The sequence below is a fragment of the Treponema putidum genome (assembly GCF_024401155.1).
Lineage (GTDB): Bacteria > Spirochaetota > Spirochaetia > Treponematales > Treponemataceae > Treponema_B > Treponema_B putidum.
Map to the genome: position 1 here is coordinate 985,249 of NZ_CP038804.1, position 25,224 is coordinate 1,010,472.

22 protein-coding genes, 1 tRNA gene and 2 pseudogenes are annotated in these 25,224 nt (G+C 37.6%); 20 read left to right on the forward strand and 5 right to left on the reverse strand.

Annotation, left to right across the window (positions count from 1 at the left end; genetic code table 11):
* Positions 1–4 precede the first annotated feature (4 nt).
* A complete protein-coding gene (locus tag E4N74_RS04685) occupies positions 5–1,666 on the forward strand; it encodes a tetratricopeptide repeat protein (RefSeq protein ID WP_255806353.1) in 1,662 nt (553 codons plus the stop codon).
* Between the two features lie 20 nt (positions 1,667–1,686).
* Here the strand turns inward: E4N74_RS04685 and E4N74_RS04690 are convergent, their stop codons facing one another.
* The 3 genes from E4N74_RS04690 to E4N74_RS04700 form a co-directional block, all read right to left on the reverse strand.
* On the reverse strand, positions 1,687–2,214 hold the full coding sequence (locus E4N74_RS04690) for a putative signal transducing protein (protein ID WP_255806354.1): 528 nt from the start codon (positions 2,212–2,214) through the stop codon (positions 1,687–1,689).
* Positions 2,215–2,447: 233 nt separating this feature from the next.
* Positions 2,448–4,985 carry a helicase-related protein gene (locus tag E4N74_RS04695; RefSeq protein WP_255806355.1) on the reverse strand — a complete coding sequence of 846 codons (2,538 nt, stop codon included), beginning with the start codon at positions 4,983–4,985 and terminating at the stop codon, positions 2,448–2,450.
* 47 nt (positions 4,986–5,032) lie between these two features.
* A complete protein-coding gene (locus tag E4N74_RS04700; protein ID WP_255819105.1) occupies positions 5,033–6,652 on the reverse strand; it encodes an ATP-binding protein in 1,620 nt (539 codons plus the stop codon).
* Positions 6,653–6,779: 127 nt separating this feature from the next.
* On the opposite strand from E4N74_RS04700, the gene E4N74_RS04705 reads away from it, so the two are divergent.
* Positions 6,780–8,267: a hypothetical protein gene (locus tag E4N74_RS04705; protein ID WP_338113381.1), complete on the forward strand. Its 1,488-nt coding sequence runs from the start codon at positions 6,780–6,782 to the stop codon at positions 8,265–8,267.
* Between the two features lie 63 nt (positions 8,268–8,330).
* Positions 8,331–10,358, forward strand: coding sequence for a transketolase (gene tkt, locus E4N74_RS04710; protein ID WP_255819107.1), 2,028 nt, complete (start codon positions 8,331–8,333; stop codon positions 10,356–10,358).
* Positions 10,359–10,438: 80 nt separating this feature from the next.
* Here the strand turns inward: tkt and galE are convergent, their stop codons facing one another.
* Positions 10,439–11,458 carry a UDP-glucose 4-epimerase GalE gene (gene galE, locus E4N74_RS04715; protein ID WP_044979281.1) on the reverse strand — a complete coding sequence of 340 codons (1,020 nt, stop codon included), beginning with the start codon at positions 11,456–11,458 and terminating at the stop codon, positions 10,439–10,441.
* A 266-nt stretch (positions 11,459–11,724) separates the two neighbouring features.
* Positions 11,725–12,111 carry a desulfoferrodoxin family protein gene (locus tag E4N74_RS04720; protein ID WP_255819108.1) on the reverse strand — a complete coding sequence of 129 codons (387 nt, stop codon included), beginning with the start codon at positions 12,109–12,111 and terminating at the stop codon, positions 11,725–11,727.
* A 124-nt stretch (positions 12,112–12,235) separates the two neighbouring features.
* Here E4N74_RS04720 and E4N74_RS04725 point away from each other — a divergent pair.
* The 17 genes and pseudogenes from E4N74_RS04725 to E4N74_RS04805 all read left to right on the forward strand — a co-directional run bounded on the left by E4N74_RS04725 (position 12,236) and on the right by E4N74_RS04805 (position 25,157).
* Positions 12,236–12,309 (forward strand) — tRNA-Val (locus E4N74_RS04725).
* A gap of 49 nt (positions 12,310–12,358) precedes the next feature.
* A pseudogene (locus E4N74_RS12790) lies at positions 12,359–12,751 on the forward strand (RHS repeat domain-containing protein); the annotation flags it as partial.
* A gap of 226 nt (positions 12,752–12,977) precedes the next feature.
* The gene (locus E4N74_RS04735; protein ID WP_044979283.1) at positions 12,978–13,268 is read left to right on the forward strand and encodes a hypothetical protein; all 291 of its coding nucleotides are present in this window, start codon (positions 12,978–12,980) and stop codon (positions 13,266–13,268) included.
* Between the two features lie 4 nt (positions 13,269–13,272).
* Positions 13,273–13,503: pseudogene (locus E4N74_RS04740) on the forward strand (RHS repeat domain-containing protein); the annotation flags it as partial.
* Positions 13,504–13,714: 211 nt separating this feature from the next.
* Positions 13,715–14,329 carry a hypothetical protein gene (locus tag E4N74_RS04745; RefSeq protein WP_044979286.1) on the forward strand — a complete coding sequence of 205 codons (615 nt, stop codon included), beginning with the start codon at positions 13,715–13,717 and terminating at the stop codon, positions 14,327–14,329.
* Between the two features lie 38 nt (positions 14,330–14,367).
* Entirely contained in the window at positions 14,368–14,712 is a 345-nt protein-coding gene (locus E4N74_RS04750; protein ID WP_044979287.1) for a hypothetical protein, read from the forward strand.
* Entirely contained in the window at positions 14,713–15,087 is a 375-nt protein-coding gene (locus tag E4N74_RS04755) for a hypothetical protein (protein WP_044979289.1), read from the forward strand.
* A gap of 223 nt (positions 15,088–15,310) precedes the next feature.
* Positions 15,311–16,996 (forward strand): DNA repair protein RecN, encoded by a 1,686-nt coding sequence (recN, locus tag E4N74_RS04760; protein ID WP_255806359.1) that lies wholly within the window; start codon positions 15,311–15,313, stop codon positions 16,994–16,996.
* A gap of 14 nt (positions 16,997–17,010) precedes the next feature.
* Complete coding sequence (locus E4N74_RS04765; protein ID WP_044979291.1) at positions 17,011–17,820, forward strand: hypothetical protein; 810 nt, start codon at positions 17,011–17,013, stop codon at positions 17,818–17,820.
* Positions 17,817–19,013 (forward strand): HD domain-containing protein, encoded by a 1,197-nt coding sequence (locus tag E4N74_RS04770; RefSeq protein WP_044979292.1) that lies wholly within the window; start codon positions 17,817–17,819, stop codon positions 19,011–19,013. The genes E4N74_RS04765 and E4N74_RS04770 overlap by 4 nt, the downstream gene beginning before the upstream one ends.
* A gap of 97 nt (positions 19,014–19,110) precedes the next feature.
* On the forward strand, positions 19,111–19,647 hold the full coding sequence (locus E4N74_RS04775; protein WP_044979293.1) for a cyclic nucleotide-binding domain-containing protein: 537 nt from the start codon (positions 19,111–19,113) through the stop codon (positions 19,645–19,647).
* A gap of 27 nt (positions 19,648–19,674) precedes the next feature.
* Positions 19,675–20,568: a M23 family metallopeptidase gene (locus tag E4N74_RS04780; RefSeq protein ID WP_044979294.1), complete on the forward strand. Its 894-nt coding sequence runs from the start codon at positions 19,675–19,677 to the stop codon at positions 20,566–20,568.
* Between the two features lie 133 nt (positions 20,569–20,701).
* Entirely contained in the window at positions 20,702–20,992 is a 291-nt protein-coding gene (locus E4N74_RS04785) for an HPF/RaiA family ribosome-associated protein (RefSeq protein WP_002671537.1), read from the forward strand.
* Positions 20,993–21,169: 177 nt separating this feature from the next.
* Positions 21,170–22,159 (forward strand): HPr(Ser) kinase/phosphatase, encoded by a 990-nt coding sequence (hprK, locus tag E4N74_RS04790; protein ID WP_044979295.1) that lies wholly within the window; start codon positions 21,170–21,172, stop codon positions 22,157–22,159.
* A 12-nt stretch (positions 22,160–22,171) separates the two neighbouring features.
* Complete coding sequence (locus E4N74_RS04795) at positions 22,172–22,438, forward strand: HPr family phosphocarrier protein (RefSeq protein WP_044979296.1); 267 nt, start codon at positions 22,172–22,174, stop codon at positions 22,436–22,438.
* A 29-nt stretch (positions 22,439–22,467) separates the two neighbouring features.
* The gene (locus tag E4N74_RS04800; RefSeq protein WP_145475187.1) at positions 22,468–23,850 is read left to right on the forward strand and encodes a TldD/PmbA family protein; all 1,383 of its coding nucleotides are present in this window, start codon (positions 22,468–22,470) and stop codon (positions 23,848–23,850) included.
* Positions 23,850–25,157, forward strand: a complete 1,308-nt coding sequence (locus tag E4N74_RS04805; RefSeq protein ID WP_255819109.1) for a TldD/PmbA family protein — start codon at positions 23,850–23,852, stop codon at positions 25,155–25,157. The genes E4N74_RS04800 and E4N74_RS04805 overlap by 1 nt, the downstream gene beginning before the upstream one ends.
* The last annotated feature ends 67 nt before the right edge of the window (positions 25,158–25,224 follow it).

Sequence of the window (25,224 nt, forward strand, 5' to 3'; positions counted from 1 at the left end):
GAAAATGCAGCGGCAAAAGATTGTTTTTTTTCTTTTTATAGTTTTTTTATTTTTTTCTTGTTCGGGCAAAACTAATGAACAAGCTTTTTTTGAAGAGCTTTCCAATATTGATGTTCAAATAGCGGAAGGCCGTCAGGCTAAGGCTTTGAAGAGTTTAAAACGCCTGCAAAAAAAGGCCGTAAATTCTACAAATTATATAAGTATTGTCAAACGGCAATTAAAACTTAATTCCGTTCCAGATGCCTTAATTTCTCTTCAAACAGGTATAAAAAATTTCCCTGACGCTGTAGAGCTTCCGGCATTATTAACTTCTATTCTTATTGATTCAGATAAGCCGGCTGAAGCCTTGCCTTATTGTGAAAAATTAAAAAATACGCCTTATGCTTCCTTGGGGGCCGAAGCCTCAATTTTGTCGGATATTGCATTGAATGCTTTTAATTCCGATTTTAGTCTTTTAAAAGCGGCTTATGATAAAACAAAAAATCAAGTTTTTTTAAAAAATGCGGCCATTGTTTTGGCTGCTAAAGGGCGTTTAAGGGAAGCTTCATCCTTACGCTATGATATTCCTCAAGATACCGCTCCCGAACATCCTTTTTTTTGGAGCTGTATTGTTTATGACCTCGGTGTTTTCGATTCTATTTTTGGTGATTTGTATTTTTCTCTTGTTTATGCGGATAAGGACGGCGGTGAGGGTAAAACGGCTGAAAAGGCCCGTCTTCACTTGATGCTTGCGGCCGATGCAGCCTTCGGTCAAGGTGATACGGAAAGGGCTAGGGCTTTTTGGCAGGCTGCTGCCGACAGAAGTCCCGAAGCCTCTCCCATAGTATTTTATGATTTGGCTCTGACCGCTCCTGACGAAAAAGAGCGTGTAGACCTTTTAATAGAATGTATAGATTTATATCCTAACTTTTACCCTGTGATTGCCCGTTATGTAAGGGAAGATATTGCCTTACGTGAGTTAAATTCGCAAGATGAACTTACAGCCTATCTTGAATCTAAGGGGTTTTATTCAATGAAGATGGAGGAAACATATTTTACTTCTCCTAAAATGACTTATGCTCCTAAAGAGCTTTTAAAAAGAGCAATGGAAATTCCTGATTTTGATTCTAGGTTTATTTTGGAAGAATTTAGATACAATCAAATAATGGATAAATCCTATGCTTCCAAAGCAAGGGGCAAGGCCGATATGTGGACGATTCTTGAAAAATACGGCAAGGAACCCATTATAAGAGAATATGCAAAATGGTATTTTGCTCAATCGGGAGATTTTAATGCTTGTCTTAGCATTAGTGCAATAGGCAAAAGATATGAAGATTCTTTTTATGAAGGTATAAATTCGGCCTTAAGCGGGGACTTTGAAAGTGCTATTTATTCTTTTGCTGCTTCTGCACAAGTTCCTGCCTATGCTTATGCTTCTACGGTAAATTCCGCCTACATGTATTATATGTCAGGAAAAACCGAAGAGGCTATAAATGCTTATAGCCTTGCCGCATCAATGACGCAGGATAAAAAAAGACAAAGTATGCTTCACTATGAGGTTGCCTTAATCTTCTATGAAAGAAAGGCTTATGACAGGGCTATAAGTGTCTTAGGCTACGCCTTAGAATTAAATCCTAAAAATTATCAGGCTGCATCCCTTTTAAAAAAAATAAAAGAACTTAATTAATCATTTTTAAGTTTAAAAAATTAATTTTCTTCAAGCTTAAAAACCACTATACCTGATGTTTCGTGTTTATCGGGTATAAAACTTGATGCAAATAAAACGGTAATTACAGCTCCCATCTTATCAGCCATACCTGAAACCTTTCCGGATAAACGCTTATTTTCGGCATATTCTTTTACAATTTTAAACGCATCATCGTAATCTTCACGAAGAATATAAAAATCGGTGTGGTTAAAGCCGGTAACGCCGTATCCTACAAGAACCGAAGCTACATGTTCGTTTTCAACACGGTATGGAATATGTTCACTTTGAAATAATGATTTTATCATCATCAAGTCTTCTTGATAGAATAAGTGCATAAATTTGACTGCCTTTTTTCTCGATTGGACAGCTTCAAAAAAAGCATCTTCCATTTCGACTATATCATCTAAGGCTTTATCTTCTGCAGCAGTTCCGTCATTTAATTTAACTCCTTCCGAATTTTCTTTCCATGATTTTTTTAAAAATAAGAATAAAAATATACCGCTTAAAACAGCAACTAACCACCACATGAGCCTCCAATAAAAACTTTTTGTAGCAAATATCAATTTGCGAAAAAAGTTTTTTCAAGTAGTTTTGCTTTATGCAAAACTACATACAATAATTCGACGTTTGCCGAAAGGCAAACTCGGCAGATAAACAGCGAGGCTCCATTTGTGCCGAACTGTTTATCGAGCCTCCAATAATTTTTTTTCAAAGAATCACGGCTACCGCTAAAAAAATAACAAGTTTTTTAGTGCTGACCTTAGATCATCTTATTCATTTTTCCGTAAATATTGCGGACTATTATTTTTTGGTCTTCGTTAAAATTTTCTCCTGCAAGGTCAATCAAACTTTGGAGGGATACAAGGCTTTCATGTAAGGCCGTATGAAAACCTCTTGAAGTTTTAAACCAAAAATGTCCTGCACCGTCGCAAAAGAGGGTTATAAAGCCCAGCTGCTTTGTAGTCTTTTTTGCTATTGTAGTTCTAAATAAAAGGCTTAAGGAATTTACAAGGGCTTCCAAGTCTTCTTCAATAAAATAATTTTTATTTCTGTCAAAGCGCTTTTCATCTTCGGTTTTTTCTATCTGTTCGATATTAAAATTATTTACCACATTTAAAATCAAATCCATCTTTTCGCCCGATAGGAGCTCGTTTTTTTGGATTTCTATTTTTCCTCTTAAGCCCTTTAATTGTTCCAAGGCTCCGTTTTGATTTTCTTCACTATATTTTTTGCGGAGAGCCTCGGCCGTAAGTTTAAATTCTTTCCAAGGAAGAATGAGATGCTTTTTGCCCTTTATTTTTTTGATAAGATAGCGAGTTCCTTCGATAAGAACGCTTTCTTCTTCCGGCCTTTTCTTTTCTTCTTTTTGTTCTGCCCTGTATTCGTCTTTTTCTTTCTTTGACCTTTTATCCTTCTTTTCTAAAAGGGCAGGGGCAACCTCTTCGATTATCTTTTTTGAAAGAGGTGAAACCGACATGGCATACATGCGCGAAGTTCTGACTATTTCGCCTGCAACTATAAATTGTTCTTTTCCCTTGTACATGCAGGAGCCGGGGTGGATAAAAATTTTTTCAGTGGTTAAAGAACGGTAAACATCCTTTCCTTGAGCCGAGCACACAAACTGAATCATTCCCTTGGCTATTGCTGTAAGATAGTGTTCCATCTTTCCACCCGAAAGAATCGGTACTCCCATATCCGAAACTATGAGTTCAAGCTGTTCTTTTATGTTGGCTATTTCGGCCATTACACGGTCATCAATATAGTGAATTTTACAAAACTTTTCTTTATCAAGGGCTTGAGAGTACATTCTAAAAACCTTTAAAAAGGATGCAAAGTCTCCTAGCGGTTCATCAAAAAGGGCATGAGCTTTTCTAGCCTCAATTTCTTCTCCTTCGGGGAAGATGACGGGGCTCCGTGCCGATAAAAAGGCTGCAGCTATTAAAACTTCTTCTACAAGGTCGGGGTATCTTGTAATTGCCTCAACTATGATTCGGGATTGCCTTGGAGCTAAAGGAAAAAGACACATCATCTTTCCTATACTGCTTAAAGAACGGTCGCTTTCTAGGGCATCGAGCATGTTTAGGGTGTCTATAGCTCCTATTATGCCTTTTTTACCCGGCGGAGAAATAAAGTCGAAATTTTCAAAGTCTAGGATTCCGAGCTCCGCCATTCTCATGACTACTTCGGATAAGTCCGTACGGTAAATTTCTTCGAGGGTATAAAGCTGCCTTGTTTCAAAATCTTTGCGGGTATAAAGACGGTAGCACACGCCTTCTTGAGTTCTTCCGGCTCTTCCTCTTCTTTGATTGCAGGAGGCCTTTGATATGAGGGTTTCATCCAAACTTGAGGTAAAGGTAAATGGATTATAAAAGTTAAGTTTTGCAAGCCCCGAGTCTATAACGGCTGCAATGTCGTTTATAGTTATGGAGGTTTCCGCTATGTTTGTCGATATAACAATCTTCTTTTTTCCGAAAGGAGGGGAGGTAAAAACCCTTTCTTGTTCTTCCTTGCTTAAGCGTCCGTAGAGGGGAAGAATAAAAAGTTTTCTGTACCACGGTTCTTTTGAAAGCCTTTCAATGCAGTCCTTGATAGCTCTTTCCCCCGGAAGAAAAACCAGAATGGCACCGCTCCGTCCCTCGCTTAAAATGCGGCCTACAATCGAGGCTATCTTGTCCATCAAGGCTGTTTCCGCTTCTTGGGTATCGGTAGAAGCCTTAACTAAAGGGGGGTCAAAGATAAGGGTAACGGGGTAGGTGACTGCATCTATTTTGATTACGGGGCATCCGTCAAAGTACATTGAAAATAGATCGGTATTTATTGTGGCCGACGAAATTATAACCTTAAAGTCTTTGCGTTCCGTTATTATCCGTTTTAAAAGGCCTAAGATAAAGTCTATATTTAAACTCCTCTCATGAGCTTCATCTACCAAAATTACGGAGTACTTACTAAGCCAAGGATCAAGTTTCAGTTCCTGTAGTAGAATGCCGTCTGTCATTATTTTTATTTTCGTATCGCTTGAAGTCTTATCCTCAAACCTCATCTTATATCCGACAAGACCGGGCATGGGCTCTTTAAGCTGTTTTGAAATAAATTCGCTCACCGAAAGGGCTGCAATACGCCTCGGCTGGGTAACGCCTATCATACCTGAACGGCTGTAGCCTGCTTCATGTAAAATAACCGGCAGCTGGGTGGTCTTGCCTGAGCCTGTCGGACTTTCTACAACGATCACCTGATTGTGCTCAAGCATTTCCAATATTCTGTCTTTTTGTTCGTATACCGGTAGATTTTTATATTTCATACCTTTTTATTATACTCTATTTTGTATGAGGCTTCAAGTATGGGGATTTAGGGTAACTCACAAACCTCCCATGTATCGGCGGTATCCTCATCAATATCGTCGGCAAAAACCGCACCTATTAGGACTATCTTTTTTCCGCTCGTCTTGTATGGTTCTGCATAGCCTTTTTCTTTTATCTGTTGGACAGCTTCTTTAGGTGTGCCGGAACCCATCAGCTTAAACTCGAAGATGTAGATTGTATAATCTGTGTGAACCACGCAATCGGCTCTGCCTTTTGAGCTTACTACTTCGGTTTGAACAAACTGTCCCATCAGGCTAAAGATTATGTAAAAGGCTATCTGATAATCCCTTTCCCTCATCTTTATATTTTCCTTTGAGGCAAGGCTGTAAGGAAGGCCTGCACAGGCCGTGTACATTCTTTTCATAAAAGAATCCAGCTTCTTATCCCGCAAATCTCTTATAAAATTCCCTATAAATAAGCCGCTTGCATCTTTTGCGATTGAAGTATAGGCTGGCACAAGATTATCTAAAAAACCGTACTTTACCTCGTCATTCGGGAAACCTAATTTGTAAAGCTGAAATTCCTTGTCATAATCTTTTATAGTTAAATAACCTGATTGAAAAAGAATGGGCACAGGGTTATTCATATCGGGGCGGTAATCCTGTAAGGAGTTTTCGCTCATTTCGGCATTTTCTAAAATATCGCGGATACATATTCCTTTTTGATGTTGTAAGGTTCTGACCAAAAAGGTAGGTGTTCCTGTTGCAAACCAAAAGCTGCGGAATACCTTTCCTGCGAAGACATTTAAAAGACTGAACGGGTTATACACATTTATAGAGCTTTCAGAAAAATGATAGCCGTCATATTTTTGTTTTAGTTTTTTGAGGGTCGCGGTTTCAGAAAGCCTCTGCTCCTTGCCAAGTTCAATTATTTCAGGCCTAAAAACTTTTTCCATTTCTTTTTGAGTAATACCGCAGACCGCATCGTATTCTGGCAGCATACTTATGTCCCGCAAATTGTTTAAATCGCTGAAGATGCTGACCTTGCTAAATTTAGTAACACCCGTTAAAAAGGCAAAGCGGATATACTCATCACAAGCTTTGATAACTCCGTAAAAGCCCTTTAAGATACGGCGGTATTCTTCGTTTAAAGGCTCATTTATAATCATAGTTTCAAGGAGGGGCTTATCGTATTCATCGACAAGGATAACAACCTGCTTGCCTGTTGTTTCGTAAATTTTTTTTATTAGGTTTTTAAAGCGGTCAGGGATATCAAGACCGGTGCTTTTGTAGATTTCTTCATATTCGTTAAAAAATGAAAGAAAACGGTTTAAAAGACCATCACTTGTATCATAAATTCCCCCATTAAAATCCAAATGGAGAACGGGATATTTAATCCAAGCTTCGCGGCTCTCAAGTTCTGCCTGTTTTTGCTCGGCATCTTCGATATAGAGCCCTTTAAAAAGCTCTTTTTTACCTAAAAAATAAGCCTTTAAGGTAGAAAGAAAAAGACTCTTCCCAAAGCGGCGCGGACGGCTTAAAAAAAACACTTTATTTTCTGCAGCCAATTTACTTACATATTCGGTTTTATCTACATAAATAAAATTCTTTACTCTTAAGTCTTCAAAACTTTGAACGCCTATAGGCAACTTACGGATATCTGACATCTTCTATCTCCTGAAATTGATTCATTATAGCTTATTTTGTATGAGGCTTCAAGTATGGGGATTTTTAATTAACATGTTAGCCGCATCATCAATAGTTTTTCTTCGATCTTGAAAAAAAAAGATTAATATGCTAAAGTATGGAGTTATGTTTGACCGGCTAGAAACTTTATTACCTGAAATTAACCTATTTTTGCAAAATGGCGGGGAAGCTTTTACTTTGCAAGAACTTAAAAATTCTATCGGTCTAAAAAAAGTAGATGATGAACTTTTAGGCACTTTTTTGATTTCCACTTCGCTGGCCTATTTTTTTCCTGATCCTGATTTTGAAAGCGGTATATGGATTAGTAGACATGGATTTTTTACCGGCAAGGAATTTCCCATTCAAATTTCAAATACTGAAAGCAAAATGAAAATTTTTATTCCCGGTTCACGGTTTTTACCTTTTTTACCGGCAAATAAGTTTGCTCATGAGGTAAAACTTTTTTATGAAGGAAAAGAAATTCCAAAAAAAAAGGTGCATTTGAGTTTTGAAAGGATTTCTTCGTTTTATTTTTTATACGCTGAAAATGATATTTCCAATGTCCTATGTGAAGATTATAAAAAAAATATAGATATATTTTCCCGTATGAACAATAACTTTAATTCTGAATCCAGTTTTGCTATAAGTGCTTGGGATTTTTCGGAGGTCTTTGATGAGTTTAGTTTTGATTATCCTATGCGCTTTTTTGTACGTATCAAGGATTGGTCCAATGCAGAGTTTGAAATTTTAAAAAAGAAATCTGAAATTAAAGAAGATGATATTTTAGACTGGTTTAAACTATTTGAAACGGCTGTCCGTGCTTCCTTAAAAATTCTTCCTATGGATTCCGGTACTCAAGAAATTATGTCCTTTGCCTACTTTTTAGGTGATGATGTTCTTTTTAATAAAAATGCGGCTCCAATGGAGTTGTTTTTTGAAAAGAAAGATGTTTTCGGTATTGTGCCTTATGGAATTGAAGAAAAGTTTTATGTCTTGGATGAACCTATAAAAAATCCTGAAATTTGGTTTGATTATCCTCTTGCTGAAAATGAAACGGATAATTTTTTTGCATCAATAAACAGGCCTGTGACGGCAGCTGTTATAAAGTGTTTTACTTTAGATTTTCTATCTTCACATTATATGGAACGTTTTGATGATGAGACAAAGCTTCGTTTTATGGAGGAAACTTTGTCTTTATTCATTCCAAAATTTATGCCTGATTATAAAAGTATATCTTCAATGTGCAAAAAATATTTGGAAGCCTATTACGATACTGAAGTTAAATACTATAATCCTTTTAAAGACGTCGGTTCAACAGACTTGTGTTCGGATTTGGTGGGCTTTTATAAAAATCTCATCATATTTTTTAACGAGATTGCAGAGCGTAGATTGAAAACTTCCGACTTTGACGGACAGTCCCCGTTGATGATCTACCAAATTTTTGAAAAAATATTTCAATGGAGTGAATTAGTCTCTTCTATGTCTTCGGAAGATTCTAAGTTTATGGAGGTCATATCTATGTCTCTTGATAATTTATCCTATGTATATACTGATGTGAAGGTCGAAATCAGAAATAAGATGACGGCTCTCACTTAAAAATAATTGTGATTTCTAAAAACGCAAGATTTTAGAAATCTTTTAATAACCTTGGAGGTTTTTATGAAAAACGAGCTTGAAGCTATTGCTCTTTCAATCAGAAGTCTTTCGATGGACGCAATCGAAAAAGCCAATTCAGGGCATCCTGGACTCCCTTTGGGTGCTGCCGAATTGGGAGCTGCCTTGTATGCTAAAATTTTAAAGCACAATCCTAAAAATCCCGATTGGAAAGACAGAGACCGTTTTGTGCTTTCTGCAGGTCATGGTTCGATGCTTTTGTATTCTGCCTTACATATTTCAGGCTACGATGTTTCAATCGACGATATAAAAAGTTTTAGGCAGCTCGGCTCCAAATGCCCGGGACATCCGGAATATGGGTATACTCCCGGAGTGGAAACTACCACAGGCCCCTTGGGACAGGGTATTTCTACAGCCGTAGGCATGGCTATTGCCGAAAAAATGCTTGCTTCCCGCTTTAACACAGCCGAGCATAAAATAGTCGATCACTACACTTACGCCCTTGTAGGGGAGGGCTGTTTAATGGAAGGCGTTTCATCCGAAAGCTCCAGTTTGGCAGGCCATCTAAAATTAGGAAAACTCATCGTTTATTATGATGAAAATAGGATTACGATTGACGGGTCTGCAGACTTAACTTTTACAGAAAACATTGAAGAAAGGTACAAGGCCTACGGCTGGCAGGTATTGCGCGGCTCGATGTACTCTTTTGAAGATATTGAGCGTCTGACTCTTGAAGCCAAAAAAGATGAAAGGCCTACTCTTATTATCTTAAAGTCCGTTATAGGGCAGGGGGCTCCGACGGTTGCAGGCAAAAACAAGGCACACGGCGCACCCTTAGGAAAAGACGGCATTGCCGAAGCCAAGAAAAATCTTTCACTCGAAGGAAAAGACGATTTTTATGTTGCAGAAGAAGCCTATGCTTTCTTTAAAAAGAGAAATGAAGAACTCGCTCTTGCCGAAGCCGAATGGAATAAAACCTTTGAGGCCTGGTCAAAGGCCAACCCCGAAAAAAGAAAAGAATGGGATGCCTCATTCTGCGAGGGCGGCGTATCCGAAGAAATTGTAAAATCGGTAAAGCTCCCCGAATTCAAAAAAGATGAGGCTATTGCAACCCGTGCCGCCTCAAAAAAAGCCTTAAACGAGTTTGCGAAGGCTCTTCCCAATCTTGTAGGAGGTTCTGCCGACTTGGAAGGCCCCAATGCCGTAGGCTTGGAAGGAATTTCAGCCTTTTCTCATAATAATCCTTCGGGAAGATACATTTATTTCGGTATAAGAGAATTCGCAATGGGGACTATCACAAACGGGATTCAGCTTCACGGAGGTTTTAGGGCATTTTGTGCCACCTTTTTAGTCTTTGCCGATTATTTACGCCCTGCTCTCCGCCTTGCAGCCTTGATGAAGATTCCTTCAATCTATGTTTTTACCCATGATTCAATCTTTGTAGGAGAGGACGGCCCCACTCATCAGCCCATAGAACTTTTAGCCTCATTGCGGGCTATTCCCAATGTGCTTGTTTTACGCCCCGCCGACGGCGAAGAAGCAGGGGAAGCATGGAGACAGGCTCTTTTACACAAGGACGGTCCCGTCTGCTTAATCTTGAGCCGCCAAAATTTGCCCATCTTGGAAAAGTCAGACCTTTTTTGGAGGGAATCGATTAAAAACGGTGCCTATATTGTAAAAGACGTAGAGGCTTCGGCCTCCGGCTGTACGGTAGGCAAGCCGGACAGGACTCCTGACGTAACGGTCTTGGCTACGGGTTCTGAGGTAAGTATGGCAGTAAAGGCTGCAAGTCTTGTAAAAGATAAAAAAGTCAGAGTTGTTTCCGTTATATCGAAAGAAAGATTTGAAACTTCTCCTAAGGATTTTAAACATTCGGTTTTAGGCGGATGTAAAAAGCATATTCGTGTTATTACGGCCGAAGCGGGAATCTCCCAAGGCTGGGAAGGCTGGACGGGCTGCAAGTGCGATAATTTTTCGATTGATAGATTCGGCACATCGGCCCCCGGCGGTAAAGTTGCAGAATACCTAGGCTTTACAGCAGAAAACTTGGCAAAGCTGATTGAAAAGGGCTAAAGGAAGCCTTAGCATCTGCACGCTATCGGTTCCTAACCGGCTTTTTTGATTTTAAAAGCCGGCACAGCCGGCTTTGCTTATTACACAAAGCCTTCGGGGTGTTTTTTATACCATGCCCAGCCGTCTTTGCACATTTCTTCAAGGTTGTATTTTGCCTTCCAGTTAAGCTCTTTATTGGCCTTGTCCGGATTTGCGCAGGATCGCGGAACATCTCCTGCACGGCGGGCAGCCGTTTTTACCGGAATATCAATACCGGAAGCCTTTTTAAAAGCATTTACTATATCTAAAACCGAATAACCGATTCCTGTTCCGAGGTTATAGACATCGAAGCCCTTAAAGCCGGACGCTATTTTCTCTAAGGCGGCAGTATGTCCCGATGCAAGATCCAAAATATGGATATAGTCGCGGATACAGGTTCCGTCAGGGGTGTCATAATCGTTTCCGAATAGGTTTAGATGAGGCAGCTTTCCTAAAGCTACTTGAGCGATATAGGGAAAAAGGTTGTTGGGAATACCGGAAGGCAGTTCTCCTATATCGGCACTTTTATGGGCGCCTATGGGATTAAAATACCGCAGTGCAATAATGCTTAAATCTTTATCTGAAAAGGCAGTATCTTTTAAAATTTCTTCGGATATAAGTTTGGTTCTTCCGTAAGGATTTGCAGCAGAAATAGGAGAATTTTCAGATATGGGTACAACTTTTGCATCACCGTATACTGTAGCCGAAGAGCTGAATATAAAATTTTTCACATTGTACTCTTTCATGGCTAATAAAAGATTAACAAGCCCTGAAATATTGTTTTCATAGTATTTTAAGGGCTTTTCTACAGATTCTCCTACAGCCTTATAAGCGGCCAGATGAATTACCGCATCGACAGAGGTATCCTTAAAAAAGTTAAAGAGCTTTTCCTTGTCCTTTATATCTATTTGTACAAGTTCCAGCTTTTTAGAGCATATTTTTTCCAATACGGGAATTATTTTAGGCGAGGAATTAGAAAAATTATCCAAAATAATGGGCTCATAACCTTTTTCGCATAAATCTGCAACAATGTGGGAACCTATAAATCCGGCTCCTCCTGTAACTAATACTCTTTTAATCAAAATTAACCTCGAAAAATTAAATCTACATACTTAAATAAAAATAAGGCCTCCTAAAAATTTTCTTATAAATTCATCAACCGCAGACTTTATTAAAAGTCGAGGATCGATGAATTTCCGCCGTTTCGAGAAAACGAGAAACGGCATATTATAAGCGATGTTTCGGCAACTCATAGGCAAGAGCCGAAACTCGCCGTGTTTTTAAGCGGTACCATTTGTGCCGCTTAAAATAAACCTTTACTTTTAGAAGGCCTGCCAAAAACTAAACCTTATTTACCTAACCAAACGCCGTGAAGATTACAGAATTCGTAAGCTTCAATAACTTTATCATCCGAAGTTAAGGAAAATTCAACCTCAGGAGCACCTGTAACAGGCAGCTCTTTAAATTGAATACCTTTTTGCGTTTTAAGGCATACCCAAGCTATATGATGCTCTTCAGTCATAGGATGGGCAACAGAACCGACTTTTACTTTTACAGTGTTTCCGTTTACTTCAATTACAGGAACGTGTTTTTCTTTAGCAGCATCAACACTTCCGATTTTAACGGGTGAAAGTTCTTCTCCGCAGCATGAAACCTTGGAATCAGGGCAGCAATTAATCCCGATAATAGTTCCTTTTTTTTCTTTACATAAAAAAAAGCTTATTTCTTTGTTCATTAGTTATACTCCTTAAAATTTTTGAATTTACAGAATAAAATCCGCAACACATATAGTATAACAAAAAAAGGACTTGACGTAAAGTCAAAAATAATATATTATCTGACTATCTTAATGAATTTAAGGGCAATTAGCTCAGTTGGTTAGAGTACAAGCATGACACGCTTGGGGTCACTGGTTCGATTCCAGTATTGCCCATTTTTGTAAGTGTATATCCGGTATAGACTTATATGTTTTTAACCTCATCAGTGACCACCTCGTCAGTGCACAGTTCGTAACCGACTGGAAAGGCAAACAATATGAACACATAGAATACACACCCTACGGCGAACTCTGGACTTACAAGTCAAAAACTGCTATGCTGTTTTTGACGACGTATAATAAATTCCTTGCACAGCAGCCCGCAGGGCTGATTGAAGAAGTCGCTGCGGGATTGGATAAATTACCGTTCCGCTTTACTGGGAAAGAATTAGATGAGGAGACGGGACTTTATTACTATGGAGCACGGTATTTGGATCCGAAGTATAGTAGGTGGCTGAGCGGGGATCCGGCATTGGGTGAGTATATACCTTCTACTGCTATATCGAATGGAGTTAACAATATGATCAATAATACCGACGTTCCTTTATTGGAAGGACTCGGTGAGAATATTAAAACAAATGGAGCTGCAGGTGCTATATCTGGATTTATACAACCTCCATTAAAATTTACAGAGAAACAAGTAAAACAAATGGTGACTGTTCCTGATGGATATTTATATAAACACTCAGTGGGGCGTGAATTAATGAAAGATTTCATAAATACTGCTAGAGATGAGATTATTGCTGGAGAAATTCAACATTTGATGAAGGAATGATTGAAACATAATGAGAAAAAAACTTGATGATATTATTTTTGAATTTCATGATAAAATAAATTCGATAGTGGTGCTTGCATATCTTATATTTTTTGCTTTATTTTTGTATGAAAAGAATCTAATGAGATTTTTTATTGGTTGTATTATAAAGATGTTAAAAATTGATATACCGTTAAAATCAAAAGCTACATTTGCGGTATGCTGTTTTGCTGTTTTACTTCTTATTGTTATAGAGATATTAGTTGCTATTATAGCATTGTGTAGATATTTTATTAAAAATAGGGGAAAGAATGCAATTTAAAACTTCTGAAAGAAATTTACTGACTAAATCGAGCGATCGGAACTACACGGTACACTACCGCTACGGCGATGACGGACAGCGTGCACTTAAATACACCGATGAAGGCCGAAGCGAAACCTTATACTTTAATAATTTCTTTACGATACACATACCCACACAAGACCAAAACAATCCGCAAGGCTTACGGGTACACAAACACATATTCGTAGGTAACAGCCGCTTCGTAACTGCTATGATGAATATGGGGAAAATGAATCATTTATAAATTCTATTATTGGAGCAATTCATGGGATGCGTGGATATTCATTTATAACTAACAAAGCTGGTTTTTACTGGTCTCATGGTATTAATAGACAAGAACCATTTAATAAATTAATGACCATTAATGGATGTGATTTTTTTAATTTAACAAAGTCAGGTTGGAATTTAAATAAGAGGTATTGGCCATGAAAAAATCGATATGTATATGTTTATTTTTAATGACTATCCATTTATTTACAGATGCGGAAGAAAAATTTGTGGATAAACAAGTATTTCTTTTTCAAACAATGGGTGATTTTAGTGCGGTTGTATATATTACTCATAATATTGATAATTATTATGAAAAGAAATATCAATTTGAAGTTATTAATTTAAAAACTAATAAGAAATATTCGACGCCTTGGCATACAAGTCTTCCTCCGCCGTCTTTTGAGTGGATATCGGATAAATGGTGCCAATATGATTTCGGCAGTTCAATGGGGCCTGATCGAAGAACCTATTTTTTTTCGGTAGACAAGGAAAAGCTTTCACAGGAATTTTTTTTGGTTGCTTTTGCCGATGTAGAAAATGAACTTGTATTAACTGCCGATACCTTAATAGAATTATATTCGATATTTGGAAATAAAAAGATTAGAATTCCTGAACCGGAAGATATGTATAAAACCATCTGCAAATATTTTGTTATCGGTAATAATTCCTTTATTAAAGGAGATTTTTTGTACTTGGAATATTATACGGAAGAAGGAAAATTGAAGGCAACAACCATAAAAAAAATATCGATTGAAAAATTATTGCAGTAACTTTTAATTATATAGAAGTATAATACTTTGGAGAGTGGATGAAAAACAACTATAGTAATATACATCCCAACTATCTCTTATTTCGGACAGCGATTGAAAGGATTTCTTTTAATGCTAGTTTGACAGGAACAGAGTCTAATGTAAGTATAGGCATTGGTATAAATTTTGATATGGAATCAAATGAAATTTCAGGTATTAATGCAGGAATAATTGGAGGAGGTGTCAATTTTATAAGCTTTGCAAAATTCAAAATTATTAAAGACGGAGAGAAAAGTCGTAGCTCAGAACAACTAAAAGAAATTATTGATCCTATTAAAAATATAGATACAATTCCTGATGATATCAAACAAGAAATATTAAAAACGATTAAGGAGACGATATAAATGGTTGGTTCAAAAAAATATATTTATATGTTGCTTATTTATTTATCAATTACTTATATTTATTTAATTATTTATGCAATAATAAATAAATATAAAATGAATGATATGCTATTTATGTTACGCATATATTCATGGATGCTGTTGATACATTTTGGAATGCTTATTTGCGGTAAAAAAACTTTGTTTAATTATATAAAAAATACTTTTGGGCTTCAAATTTTTATGCTTGTTTTAGGGTTTATATATTTATTTGTATATTTATTTATTATTTTTAATACAGAAAGATTTAATAGACAGGCATGGAGCTTTATCGGTTTAGGAATAGTTTCAGCTGCTTTTTGTACATTTTTTTATTTACGGATAATAGATAAGTGATAAGTTATGGATAGATAATATCGATAAAATAAAACTGTTTTTAACAGAGGGCATAAATAAACATCACAATGTCCGATTAAGGGGGTGTTCTTCTGTTTCAAAACGTATAAGACGATTGAATCAATTTTCAAAAGAAAAAAAATAAAAAGTGAGGAAATGCGCCTACTTGAAATTTACTGCGTTTTATTCTATACTTAGAAACGTTTAAATTTAAGGAAAGTAAATGCTTGAAAATATATCGGTAAAAAACATAGCTTTAATAGACAGCCTCTTTGTAGAATTTGAAAACGGCTTAAATGTTTTAAGCGGAGAAACAGGTGCCGGAAAATCGATATTGATAGGCTCTTTAACTCTCCTTCTTGGAGGAAAAACATCTACCGACCTTATACGATCAGGTACGGATGAAGCAGCCGTATCGGGAAGTTTTTTTATAGGAAATGAACACAGCGAGGCCTTAAAATGGCTTGGCGAGCATGGAATTGAACCCGAAAACAGCCGCATTCTAATCCGCCGCAATTTAAAACAAAACGGCCGATCCAATGCATGGATACAGAGCACACCTGTAACAAGGAACGAACTTGAAGAGTTTACCTCCCTTTTAGTGGACATACACGGCCAACACGACCATCAATCTCTTTTTAGAATTGCAGAACACCGCCGTTTTTTGGATAGCTTTGCAGGAATAAACAACGAAGTGAAAATGTTTACCTCTCTTTATGCCGAACTTGCCGAAAAAAGAACAGAGCTTGAAAACTTAAACCTTTCCGAAAAAGAACTTGCCGAAAAACAAGAACTTTTGCAGTTTGCCATCGATGAAATAACAAAAGCAAAATTAAAAAAAGATGAAAAAGAAGAACTTGAAGCTGAAGAAAAAAGATTAAACCAATTTGAAAAACTTTTTGAAGCCTTAAACACAGCCTCGCAGCTCTTTTCAGGCGAATCGGGCATCATCAGTCTTACAAAAAAAGCTATGCACAATCTTGAATCCGCCAAAAATTGCGATGAAGAGCTTGAAGACCTTTCAAAAAGGCTTGAAACAGGCTATTACGAATTGGACGATATAAGCTCCTCGATAGATTCTTATCTTTCAAAGCTGACCTTTAATCCTGAGAGGGTTGAACAAGTACAGGAAAGACTTTCTTTAATATATAAATTAACAAAAAAATATGGGGCAACAATACACGATGTCTTAAACTATGCCCAAAATGCTGAAGAACAGATTGAAAGTCTTTCCAAACGGGAGGCTGGAAAATCGGAGCTCGAACAGAAAATAGGAATTTTGCAGTCAAAGCTCTTAAAACTGGGAAGGAGTCTATCCGAAAAACGAAAAGCCGCTTCCTCTCAACTTCAAAAGGATGTTGAAGAAGTTCTTTCCAATTTAGGCATGCCCAAAACAAAATTTCAAGTGCGGGTGGAAACTCGGCTCCCTGAAGGGAATAGGCTCTCTGCAAATCCTTACGGTTTTGACGACATTGAATTTATGATAAGTCCCAATGCAGGAGAACCCTTGCGCCCCCTTGCAAGAATTGCATCAGGGGGAGAACTTTCGCGCGTTATGCTTGCCTTAAAAACGGTACTGGCGGAAGGAGATGAAGCGGACACCTTAATATTTGATGAAATCGATACGGGCATCGGCGGAGAAGTTGCGGTAAATGTGGCATCCCATATGAAAAAGTTGTCTAAAAAAAAGCAAATTCTTTGTATTACACACCTTGCGGTAATAGCTTCTCATGCCGATAATCATATTAAGATAGAAAAAAATACGATGGGGCAGACTACCAAAACCTCGGCAGCAACTGTTTCAGGCAAGGCAAGGCTTGAAGAAATAGCCAGAATGCTTGCCGGAGATGAACTAAGTGAAACTTCGCTCAAACATGCCGAAGAACTTCTTGTAAAATATGCCCGGTAAAATAGGAGCTCATTGTGGAAGGAGAAAAAAGCGGAAACAGAGAACTTTATACAAAACGGGTTCACGAATATGATCAGGTGATAAACCAAATTTTAAAACATGAAGAAAATATTCTTTCCCTTATAAAAAAAGACACCTTTGGAGCTGCATATAAAAGAATGGTACTTGCAGACGATATGATTTATTTAGCCACCTTGTACCTAGCTAAATTCAGGCTATCAGTAGCCCTTCTCGGCGGAAAAAATGAAAATATTTTAAATGAAGCCCGAAAAACCCTATATAAACCCATAATCTATCTTGAAGAAATTGTAACGGATTTAATCGATGCCCCTTTTTCGGAATATGAAGAAAACGTCGCTCAAATCTCCAAGATAACAGAAAAGCAAAGGCATTATCTTATACGAAAGCTGGGACTTGTAATAAATTTGGTAATTGATGCCTACGGAGAAAATACCAAATGGCGATGGTCGTTTACCGACATTGAATCCCGCTTTGCTGTTGTGGCAAAAAACATAATGGATTTAAAAGAAATAAGTAAAACCGGCTTAAACCCTCATGCTGAAGATTATGATACGGTAATTTATCATCTTCGATTAGTAAAAAAACTATTTACAAAGGCGGCCGATAAATACAGGGAAAAATATGAGATTGTTACAAACAACATAAGCGACTTCCGCAATGCAATTCTTTTTTTAGAAGGCCTAAGAAGGGTGCACATGGTTTTAAACGAACACCGGGAGGCTGAAGAAGTTAAACGAAAAATTGATATCTGGAAAGACAAAATGGAAAAAGATTTAAAACAAAAGGATAAACCTAAAAAATGATTTTTACGACAAAAACCGTTTTAAAATTATTTGAGGCTTTCTCGATTCAACGTTGGAACGATCTTATCCGCCCGTTTGAAATAGTCGAAATGGATAAAACGGCCGAAAAAACCTTTTTAGCCTATATAATCGGAAAATATGAACAAAAAAAAGGGAAAAAAATAGATTGGGATAAGATAATTGACGGCTCCGTTTTTGATATTTTAAGAAAAATAGCTCTTTGCGACATCAAAGCTCCGGTTCAAAGAAGAATCAGAAAAGAATATCCTGAAGAATATAAAAAAATTAATGAATGGATTTTTGAAAAATATAATACTCTTTTTCCCGATGGAGAATTTAAAGCTAAATTTCATTCATATCTTTTTGATGAACCGGATAAAGAAGATATTACGTGGAAAATTCAAAGGGCTGCTCATAAATATTCTACAATAAGAGAATTTGAAATGCTTAAACCTGTAAATGAGGCCTTTCGTTTAACCGAAATTGACGGCTACCTAAAGGAAGAAATCTGTGAATTTATGGATTTAACCGGCATTCAGCTCTTACTTACCAACCAAAATCCTCATAAACTTATAACCGAAATAGAAAAACTGAGATTTCAAATCCGCTGGAATCAGACCCCTAGAATACCTGCGACAACAGTATTGGGTCATTCCTTTTACGTAGCAGCCTTAACCCTTTTTATGTGCTACGATTTAAACATAAAAGAAGACAGAAGATACAACAACTTTTTTTCCGCCCTTTTTCACGACTTACCCGAAGCTGTTACACGGGACATTATTTCGCCCGTAAAGCAGGCTACTGATCACCTGCCTGCTGTCGTAAAAGAGATTGAAGAGCGTATAGTAAAGGACGAGCTTTTACCGTTGATGGACGAATCTTTTATAGATGAGGTTATGTATTACATATCCGACGAATTTGAAAACAGAGTTATTGTAGACAAAAAGGTTAAAATTGTAAATTTTGAAGACCTATCTAAAAAATATGCCGATAAAGAATTTAAGGCAACGGATGGGCGCTTAGTAAGGGTTGCAGATCAAATTGCAGCCTTTGTCGAAGCCGAAAGCTCGATAAAATACGGGATTACCTCCAAGCATTTGGAAGAAGGCCGTAAAAACATACTGGGAGCTTATCCGGTAGGAACAAAAATAAATAATTTAAGCACGGATGTGTTTTTTAACGCATACCGTTAATAACTTTTTATTTTATGCAGTTTGTAAACAAACTGAGTGAAAAAACTTTTTTCGCAAATTTATATTTGCTGCAAAAAGTTTTTATAGGGGAGTGGATATGAATAAGGTAGAAATGAATAGGGATATTTTTTTCCAAGAAGTAAAACAAACCGCTATTTTTTCATGTATTGAAGATGAGGATTTAATGCAGATAATAGATTTTTCCGAAATTATTTCCTATGAATGCGGAGAAAATATAATCACAGAAGGAACCGAAAATAACGGTTTTTTTGTTTTATTAAGCGGAAAATTAGAAATCGTAAAAAACGGAAAATGGGGAGATGTAAAAATAGGTATTTTACAAAACAATGCGAGTTTCGGTGAAACATCCCTCTTTAAAGACCAGCCTGCAACAGCTACCGTAAACGCCTTAGATCCGTCAACCATTTTACTTATATCTAAGGAACAATTTACTGCATATATAAATGCTCATCCTAAGGCCGGAAATGTTATTTTAACCTATATCGTTTTTAGTTTATTACAAAAACTTAATACTACAAATGAAGAGAGGGTTCAAGAAAAAAACCTTGAATTTTCTCCTGAAGATTTGGCCTTTATGGTCGATATGTTTAACCCTCAAAATACGGAATCCTGAAAACTTAAGTTTAATTAAAGAGGCTAAATGTATAAAAAAAACATCTTAAGACTTATATTTTTTATCTTTTTCTTATTTTCAGGCTTTGCAGAAGATATTGTGCATACAATCGAAAAAGGAGATACTTTGTATGCTCTAAGCAAAAAATATAACACGCCTATAGATTCTATTCTCAAAAAAAATAATTTAACAGATCCTTCAAAAATAAAGGTAGGACAAAAAATAATAATTCCTGTAGAAGATTCCGCCAAAACTAATGCCAAGACCAATTCGGAAGAAATTACCCACGTCATCCAAAAAGGGGATACCCTATATGCCTTGGCAAAAAAATTCGGTGTCAAATTCTCAGATATTCTTAAACTAAACGGAATTAACGAAAAAACACCTTTAAAAATAGGTCAAATTTTAAAAATTCCTCAAGGTAAATCCCAAAGCTCGACCAAAGAACAGAAGAACCATTCAGCCCAAGCAGATAAGCAAGAGAAAACCTCAGTTACAAAGGTAGAATCCGATAAGGAAACTCAAGCTGTAAAACCCAGTACTTCAGCAAAACAAGCAGATTCCAAGCTCCTTTGGCCTGTCCCTGCCTCAAAGGTTGCTTATCTTTCAGGAAAAATCACCGGAGTCGTTATAGACTCGGTAAAGGGACAAGCCGTAAAAGCCGTCAGCTCAGGGAAGGTTGTATCGACTGGACCTCACCGAGGTTTCGGCCAAGTCGTATTTGTTCAATCTAAGACAAAACACATCTATGTTTACGGCGGAATGGAGAAAGTTATCGTAAAAAAAGGCGACACAATCGCCGTAGGCCAAAAATTGGGAGAGCTGGGAGTAGAATTGCTTACCGGTAAGGCAAGGCTTTACTTTATGGTCTACGATAAAAATAAGCCCATCGATCCTGCAAAGGCTCCGCGAGGCCTTTAGCTTTTACTGGCAATCTTTTTTTCTTTTTTTTCGCTCAATTTCATTTTTTTATCATTTATTTTGAATTTTATGCTCGACTTTTAGGTAAAAGTGTAGTATGCTATAGGTACAATGAAATTGTGTGGAGGAAATTATGAACATTAACATTCAAGCAGTAAAATTTACGATGGACGAGGATCAGAAGAAATATCTTGATCAAAAGTTTAAAAGAATTGAATATGCGGATAATCTTATTACCGATATTCAGTGCTTTATCAAACTGGATAAAAAGTTTATCTACGACACAACAATTAACTTTAGGTGGGGGGGCACGGCTCATGTTTCAACCGAAAACTATGAGTTTGAGGCCGGCGTCAATAAAATGATGGATATTGCCGACCAAAAGGTAAAAAAAGAAAAGGACAAGGTTCAAGAAAAAAAATAAAATTTAGAGAACCTCTAAAAACCTCAGTTTTTAGAGGTTTACCTTAGATTTAATTTATCACTATAGGGGAAGTATCACAATATTTCCCCTTATTTTTTTCTTAAAATACGTTCATGTGAATCAAAAATTACATCCGGTGAGGTTTACAAACATCTCTTAAATGTGTATAGTAGGAACATGGCTAACATAAGCTTTTCAGTGCTTAATCTTTTAGAATTAGACCTCAAAAAACATGACTCCCTTGAACTGACCTGCGTATCGGGAAGGATGGGACTTTCCAATAAAATTATTGAGCCTAATATAAACCGTCCGGGCCTTGCTCTTTCCGGCTTTTTTGATTCGTTTGCAAATGAAAGAGTACAGCTTTTTGGACGGGGTGAATATGCCTATCTTGCCACTCTTACGGAAAAAAATGACTTATCCACAATCGAAAAAATGTTTTCTTTTAAAATTCCGTGCTGTTTATTTTCAAACGATTTAAAACCTCCAAAAGAATTTTTAGAAATAAGCGATAAACATAATTGCCCTATTTTAACATCAACTCTTTCTTCCAACGAATTAGCCTTACGCCTCTTAAGAATCCTATCGAATACCTTTGCCCCTAAAATTTCTTTGCATGGAGTTTTAGTTGAAGTTTTCGGCTTAGGCATTTTAATAATGGGAAATTCCGGTGTTGGAAAAAGCGAAACTGCCCTTGAACTTATAGAAAGAGGCCACCGTCTGGTAGCCGATGATTTGGTAGAAATTTCCTGCATAAATGGGAACACCCTTGTAGGCCGGGGAGCAAATAAGATTATCGGACACCACATGGAAATAAGAGGTTTAGGTATTATAAATATACGGCAACTTTACGGTATAGGGGCAATAAGAGAAGTAAAGCAGATTCAGCTGGTCGCAAAACTTGAAGAATGGGATGCCGAAAAGGTTTATGACAGGCTGGGAACGGAGGAACTTACAACCGAAATTCTTGATGTTAAAATTCCTCTGTTGGAAATACCTGTTAAGCCCGGAAGGAATGTGCCGATTATTTTGGAAACGGCAGCTAAAAATGAAAGATTAAAGAGTATGGGGTATTTTTCTGCAAGAGAATTCAGCAGAAATGTGCTTAGATGGATTGAAACCGATTCTGCAAGAGCTCCCTACTATACTGATGATGATACATATTAAGAGGATTAACCTATGATTTCAAAAACCGTTAAGGTTCAAAATCGGGCAGGAATACACGCCCGCCCTGCAGCTCTTATCGCACAAAAATCGAACAATTTTTCTTCGGAGATTTTTTTATGCAAAGAAGATGCAAAAATAAATGCCAAATCGGTAATAGGCATTATTACTATGGCAGCAGCTTACGGCACGGAACTCACTCTCACTTGTGACGGTCCTGATGAGAGTGAAGCTTGTGAGGCTATTGAAACTATTTTTAACAATAAATTTGAAGAAGAATAAAATTTTTTAGTTTTTATAGGAGGTATATCATGAGATTTGATGATTTAAAAAGCCATGCAAGGCTTTTTTCGGAGTACACTGAACTTCGAATTCAAGAAAACACGGCTATGTCGGTAGCAGCCCTAAACGGTGATCTTGTAAACAATGTTCAATCCCGAAAAGCCGGAGTTTGTGCCCGCTCTTTTAAGGATGGAGTATGGGGTTTTGCCTCATCGCCTGAACTTACGGATGAAGCTATAGCCTCATCTATAAAATCGGCAAGCGAGAATGTTAAGTTTTTAGCAAAAAAAACCGGACTAGCCCAAAAGGAACTTCCGGCCTTTACGGGACAGGGCACCTATGGAAACTATGATCCTTCCAAGGATGCAGATCAAAAGGAAGCAATAGACTTTATAAAAGACCTTGAAAATTACACGGCAAAAAAATATCCCGAACTTCAATCAAGGATTTTTAGAATCTCGTCAAACGGGTCGGAAAGGCATCTTATTACATCTGATAAGGCAGATGCACACACCTATATTTCAAGAGCAAATTTAGTGATGAGCTTTAAACTCCTTTCGGAAGGACAGCCCATTGACCTCTACGATGTTTTCGGGGGATACGGCCAATTTAAAGACCTATTTGATAAACCCTGTTTTTATTATTCTAAGATAGACGAAATGGTTGAAAACCTAAAACAAAAGGCAGCCGGAGTTTATGCTAAGCCCGGTTTTCACGATGTTGTACTCGGCCCCGACCTTGCAGGCATTCTTGCCCATGAAGCAATCGGACACACCACAGAATCGGACTTTGTAATGTCCGGTTCCATTGCAGCAGACTTTATGAATAAGGAAGTAGCTACGCCATTGGTAACCCTAGTAGACTTTGCCTATGAATGTAACGGTAAAATATGCCCCGTTCCGATCTGGATAGACGATGAGGGAGTTGCCGCAAAAGATGCTGTTATAATAAAAGACGGAATTTTACGCTCGTATATGCATAACAAACAGTCGGCAGCTATCTTCAAAGTTGACCCTACAGGAAATGCCCGTGCAAACGAGTTTTCGGATGAACCCTTAGTACGTATGCGGAACACCGCCATCCTCCCCGGAAAGGATAAACTAAAGGACATGATAGCAAGCATCGACGACGGCTACTATTTTGTACGCTCATCTAACGGGCAGGCTGACTCTACGAGTGAATTTATGTTCGGCGTAGTGCTTGGCTATGAAATCAAAAACGGAAAAATCGGAAAGGCAGTAAGAGACTGCACAATAGCCGGAATTGCCTTTGACATGCTTAAAACAGTAACGATGGTAAGCGACGATATGAGTTGGAGCAATGCCGGCATGTGCGGAAAAAAACAGCTCATCAATGTAGGAATGGGCGGGCCTGCAATCAAGTGTAAAATCGGAGTAGGAGGACGGGAATAATGAACGGATTTGATGGAATAAAACATGCAGAATTTATCTTGGATTCACTTAAAAAAGAGGGCGCAGATAAGGCGGAAGCAAGGGTTTCAAAAAGCGTAAAAAGTGAAATGAACATTGACGCAGGCCGTTTAAGCCTGTATAGGAGCACTACGGATATTTCCGTTGCAATGACATCTCTTGTCGAAACCAAAAAGGGCTATATCGCAGAAAACGATTTAACGGAAAAAACCGTAAAAGAAAATGCCGCAAAGGCAGTTTCCCTTTCACGTTCATCCGAAAAAGATGATGGAAACGATATTTCGCCTATGCAAAAACCGGAAAGCCTTTCTTACGGTGATACGGAACCCAATAACGAAAAAATGTATGAAAGGCTAAAAGAGTTTTTGGATTATACAAAATCAGCCTATCCCAACCTGCAATTAAACCAATGTATTTTGGATTTTACAAGAAGAGAACAAAACTTTGCCAACTCAAACGGAGTACGTTTTACACAAGGCTCAGGCATATATAATTTTTCTGCAATGTTCTTTGCAAAGGATGATAAGGGCACGAGCAGCTTTAACTATAGCGGAGCCGCCCACCTTAACTTAAATAAGCCATTAAAGGACTGGGGAAACCTAGATGAGATTATGAGAGAAAACTGCGAGCAAACAGTTACCCACCCTCTTTCAGGTTCCTTTACAGGCGATATAGTAATAACGCCGATGAGTATGATAGATTTTGTAAGTACAATGATGGGACTCTTTATGGGGGACATGCCCCTAATTACAGGAACCTCCATTTGGAAGGATAAATTAAACCAAAAAGTATTATCGGATTTATTTACCCTGCATTCCTTTCCGCGAAAACCTGCCGGTATGGAACTTGAAAGCCTTTACACTGGGGACGGCTTTAAGGCTGAAAACGAAACCCTCATTGAAAGAGGTGTTTTAAAAGACTTTGTTTTGAGCCTTTACGGTTCCAAAAAAACAGGGCTTCCCCGCTGCGTATCGGGAGGAGACGGCATAATAATAGAAAGCGGAAATACGGCAAAAACCGATATGATTAAGAATGTTAAAAAGGGAATTTTACTCGGCCGTTTTTCAGGCGGAAACCCTGCCGCAAACGGAGACTTTTCAGGTGTTGCAAAAAACTCCTACCTCATCGAAAACGGAAAAATTGCAAAGCCTATTTCCGAAACGATGATAGCAGGAAATATCGTAAAGGTTTTCAGCGATATAATTTCCGTTTCAAAAGAAAGAGTAGACTACGGAAACGCAATAGTTCCATGGATACATTCTACAGGTATAACTATTTCGGGAAAATAAGCGGTTAAATTTCCATATGAGGCAATTTTGCTCTCCCTGTCAGAGCTAATTTTTATATCCTCCAAGT

Coding starts and splice junctions, on each gene's coding strand:
- E4N74_RS04685 (WP_255806353.1), top strand. CDS start 5: ATGCAGCGGCAAAAGATTGTTTTTTTTCTTTTTATAGTTTTTTTATTT.
- E4N74_RS04690 (WP_255806354.1), bottom strand. CDS start 2,214: ATGTGGTGGTTAGTTGCTGTTTTAAGCGGTATATTTTTATTCTTATTT.
- E4N74_RS04695 (WP_255806355.1), bottom strand. CDS start 4,985: ATGAAATATAAAAATCTACCGGTATACGAACAAAAAGACAGAATATTG.
- E4N74_RS04700 (WP_255819105.1), bottom strand. CDS start 6,652: ATGTCAGATATCCGTAAGTTGCCTATAGGCGTTCAAAGTTTTGAAGAC.
- E4N74_RS04705 (WP_338113381.1), top strand. CDS start 6,780: ATGCTAAAGTATGGAGTTATGTTTGACCGGCTAGAAACTTTATTACCT.
- tkt (WP_255819107.1), top strand. CDS start 8,331: ATGAAAAACGAGCTTGAAGCTATTGCTCTTTCAATCAGAAGTCTTTCG.
- E4N74_RS04720 (WP_255819108.1), bottom strand. CDS start 12,111: ATGAACAAAGAAATAAGCTTTTTTTTATGTAAAGAAAAAAAAGGAACT.
- E4N74_RS04735 (WP_044979283.1), top strand. CDS start 12,978: ATGAGAAAAAAACTTGATGATATTATTTTTGAATTTCATGATAAAATA.
- E4N74_RS04745 (WP_044979286.1), top strand. CDS start 13,715: ATGAAAAAATCGATATGTATATGTTTATTTTTAATGACTATCCATTTA.
- E4N74_RS04750 (WP_044979287.1), top strand. CDS start 14,368: ATGAAAAACAACTATAGTAATATACATCCCAACTATCTCTTATTTCGG.
- E4N74_RS04755 (WP_044979289.1), top strand. CDS start 14,713: ATGGTTGGTTCAAAAAAATATATTTATATGTTGCTTATTTATTTATCA.
- recN (WP_255806359.1), top strand. CDS start 15,311: ATGCTTGAAAATATATCGGTAAAAAACATAGCTTTAATAGACAGCCTC.
- E4N74_RS04770 (WP_044979292.1), top strand. CDS start 17,817: ATGATTTTTACGACAAAAACCGTTTTAAAATTATTTGAGGCTTTCTCG.
- E4N74_RS04775 (WP_044979293.1), top strand. CDS start 19,111: ATGAATAAGGTAGAAATGAATAGGGATATTTTTTTCCAAGAAGTAAAA.
- E4N74_RS04780 (WP_044979294.1), top strand. CDS start 19,675: ATGTATAAAAAAAACATCTTAAGACTTATATTTTTTATCTTTTTCTTA.
- E4N74_RS04785 (WP_002671537.1), top strand. CDS start 20,702: ATGAACATTAACATTCAAGCAGTAAAATTTACGATGGACGAGGATCAG.
- hprK (WP_044979295.1), top strand. CDS start 21,170: ATGGCTAACATAAGCTTTTCAGTGCTTAATCTTTTAGAATTAGACCTC.
- E4N74_RS04795 (WP_044979296.1), top strand. CDS start 22,172: ATGATTTCAAAAACCGTTAAGGTTCAAAATCGGGCAGGAATACACGCC.
- E4N74_RS04800 (WP_145475187.1), top strand. CDS start 22,468: ATGAGATTTGATGATTTAAAAAGCCATGCAAGGCTTTTTTCGGAGTAC.
- E4N74_RS04805 (WP_255819109.1), top strand. CDS start 23,850: ATGAACGGATTTGATGGAATAAAACATGCAGAATTTATCTTGGATTCA.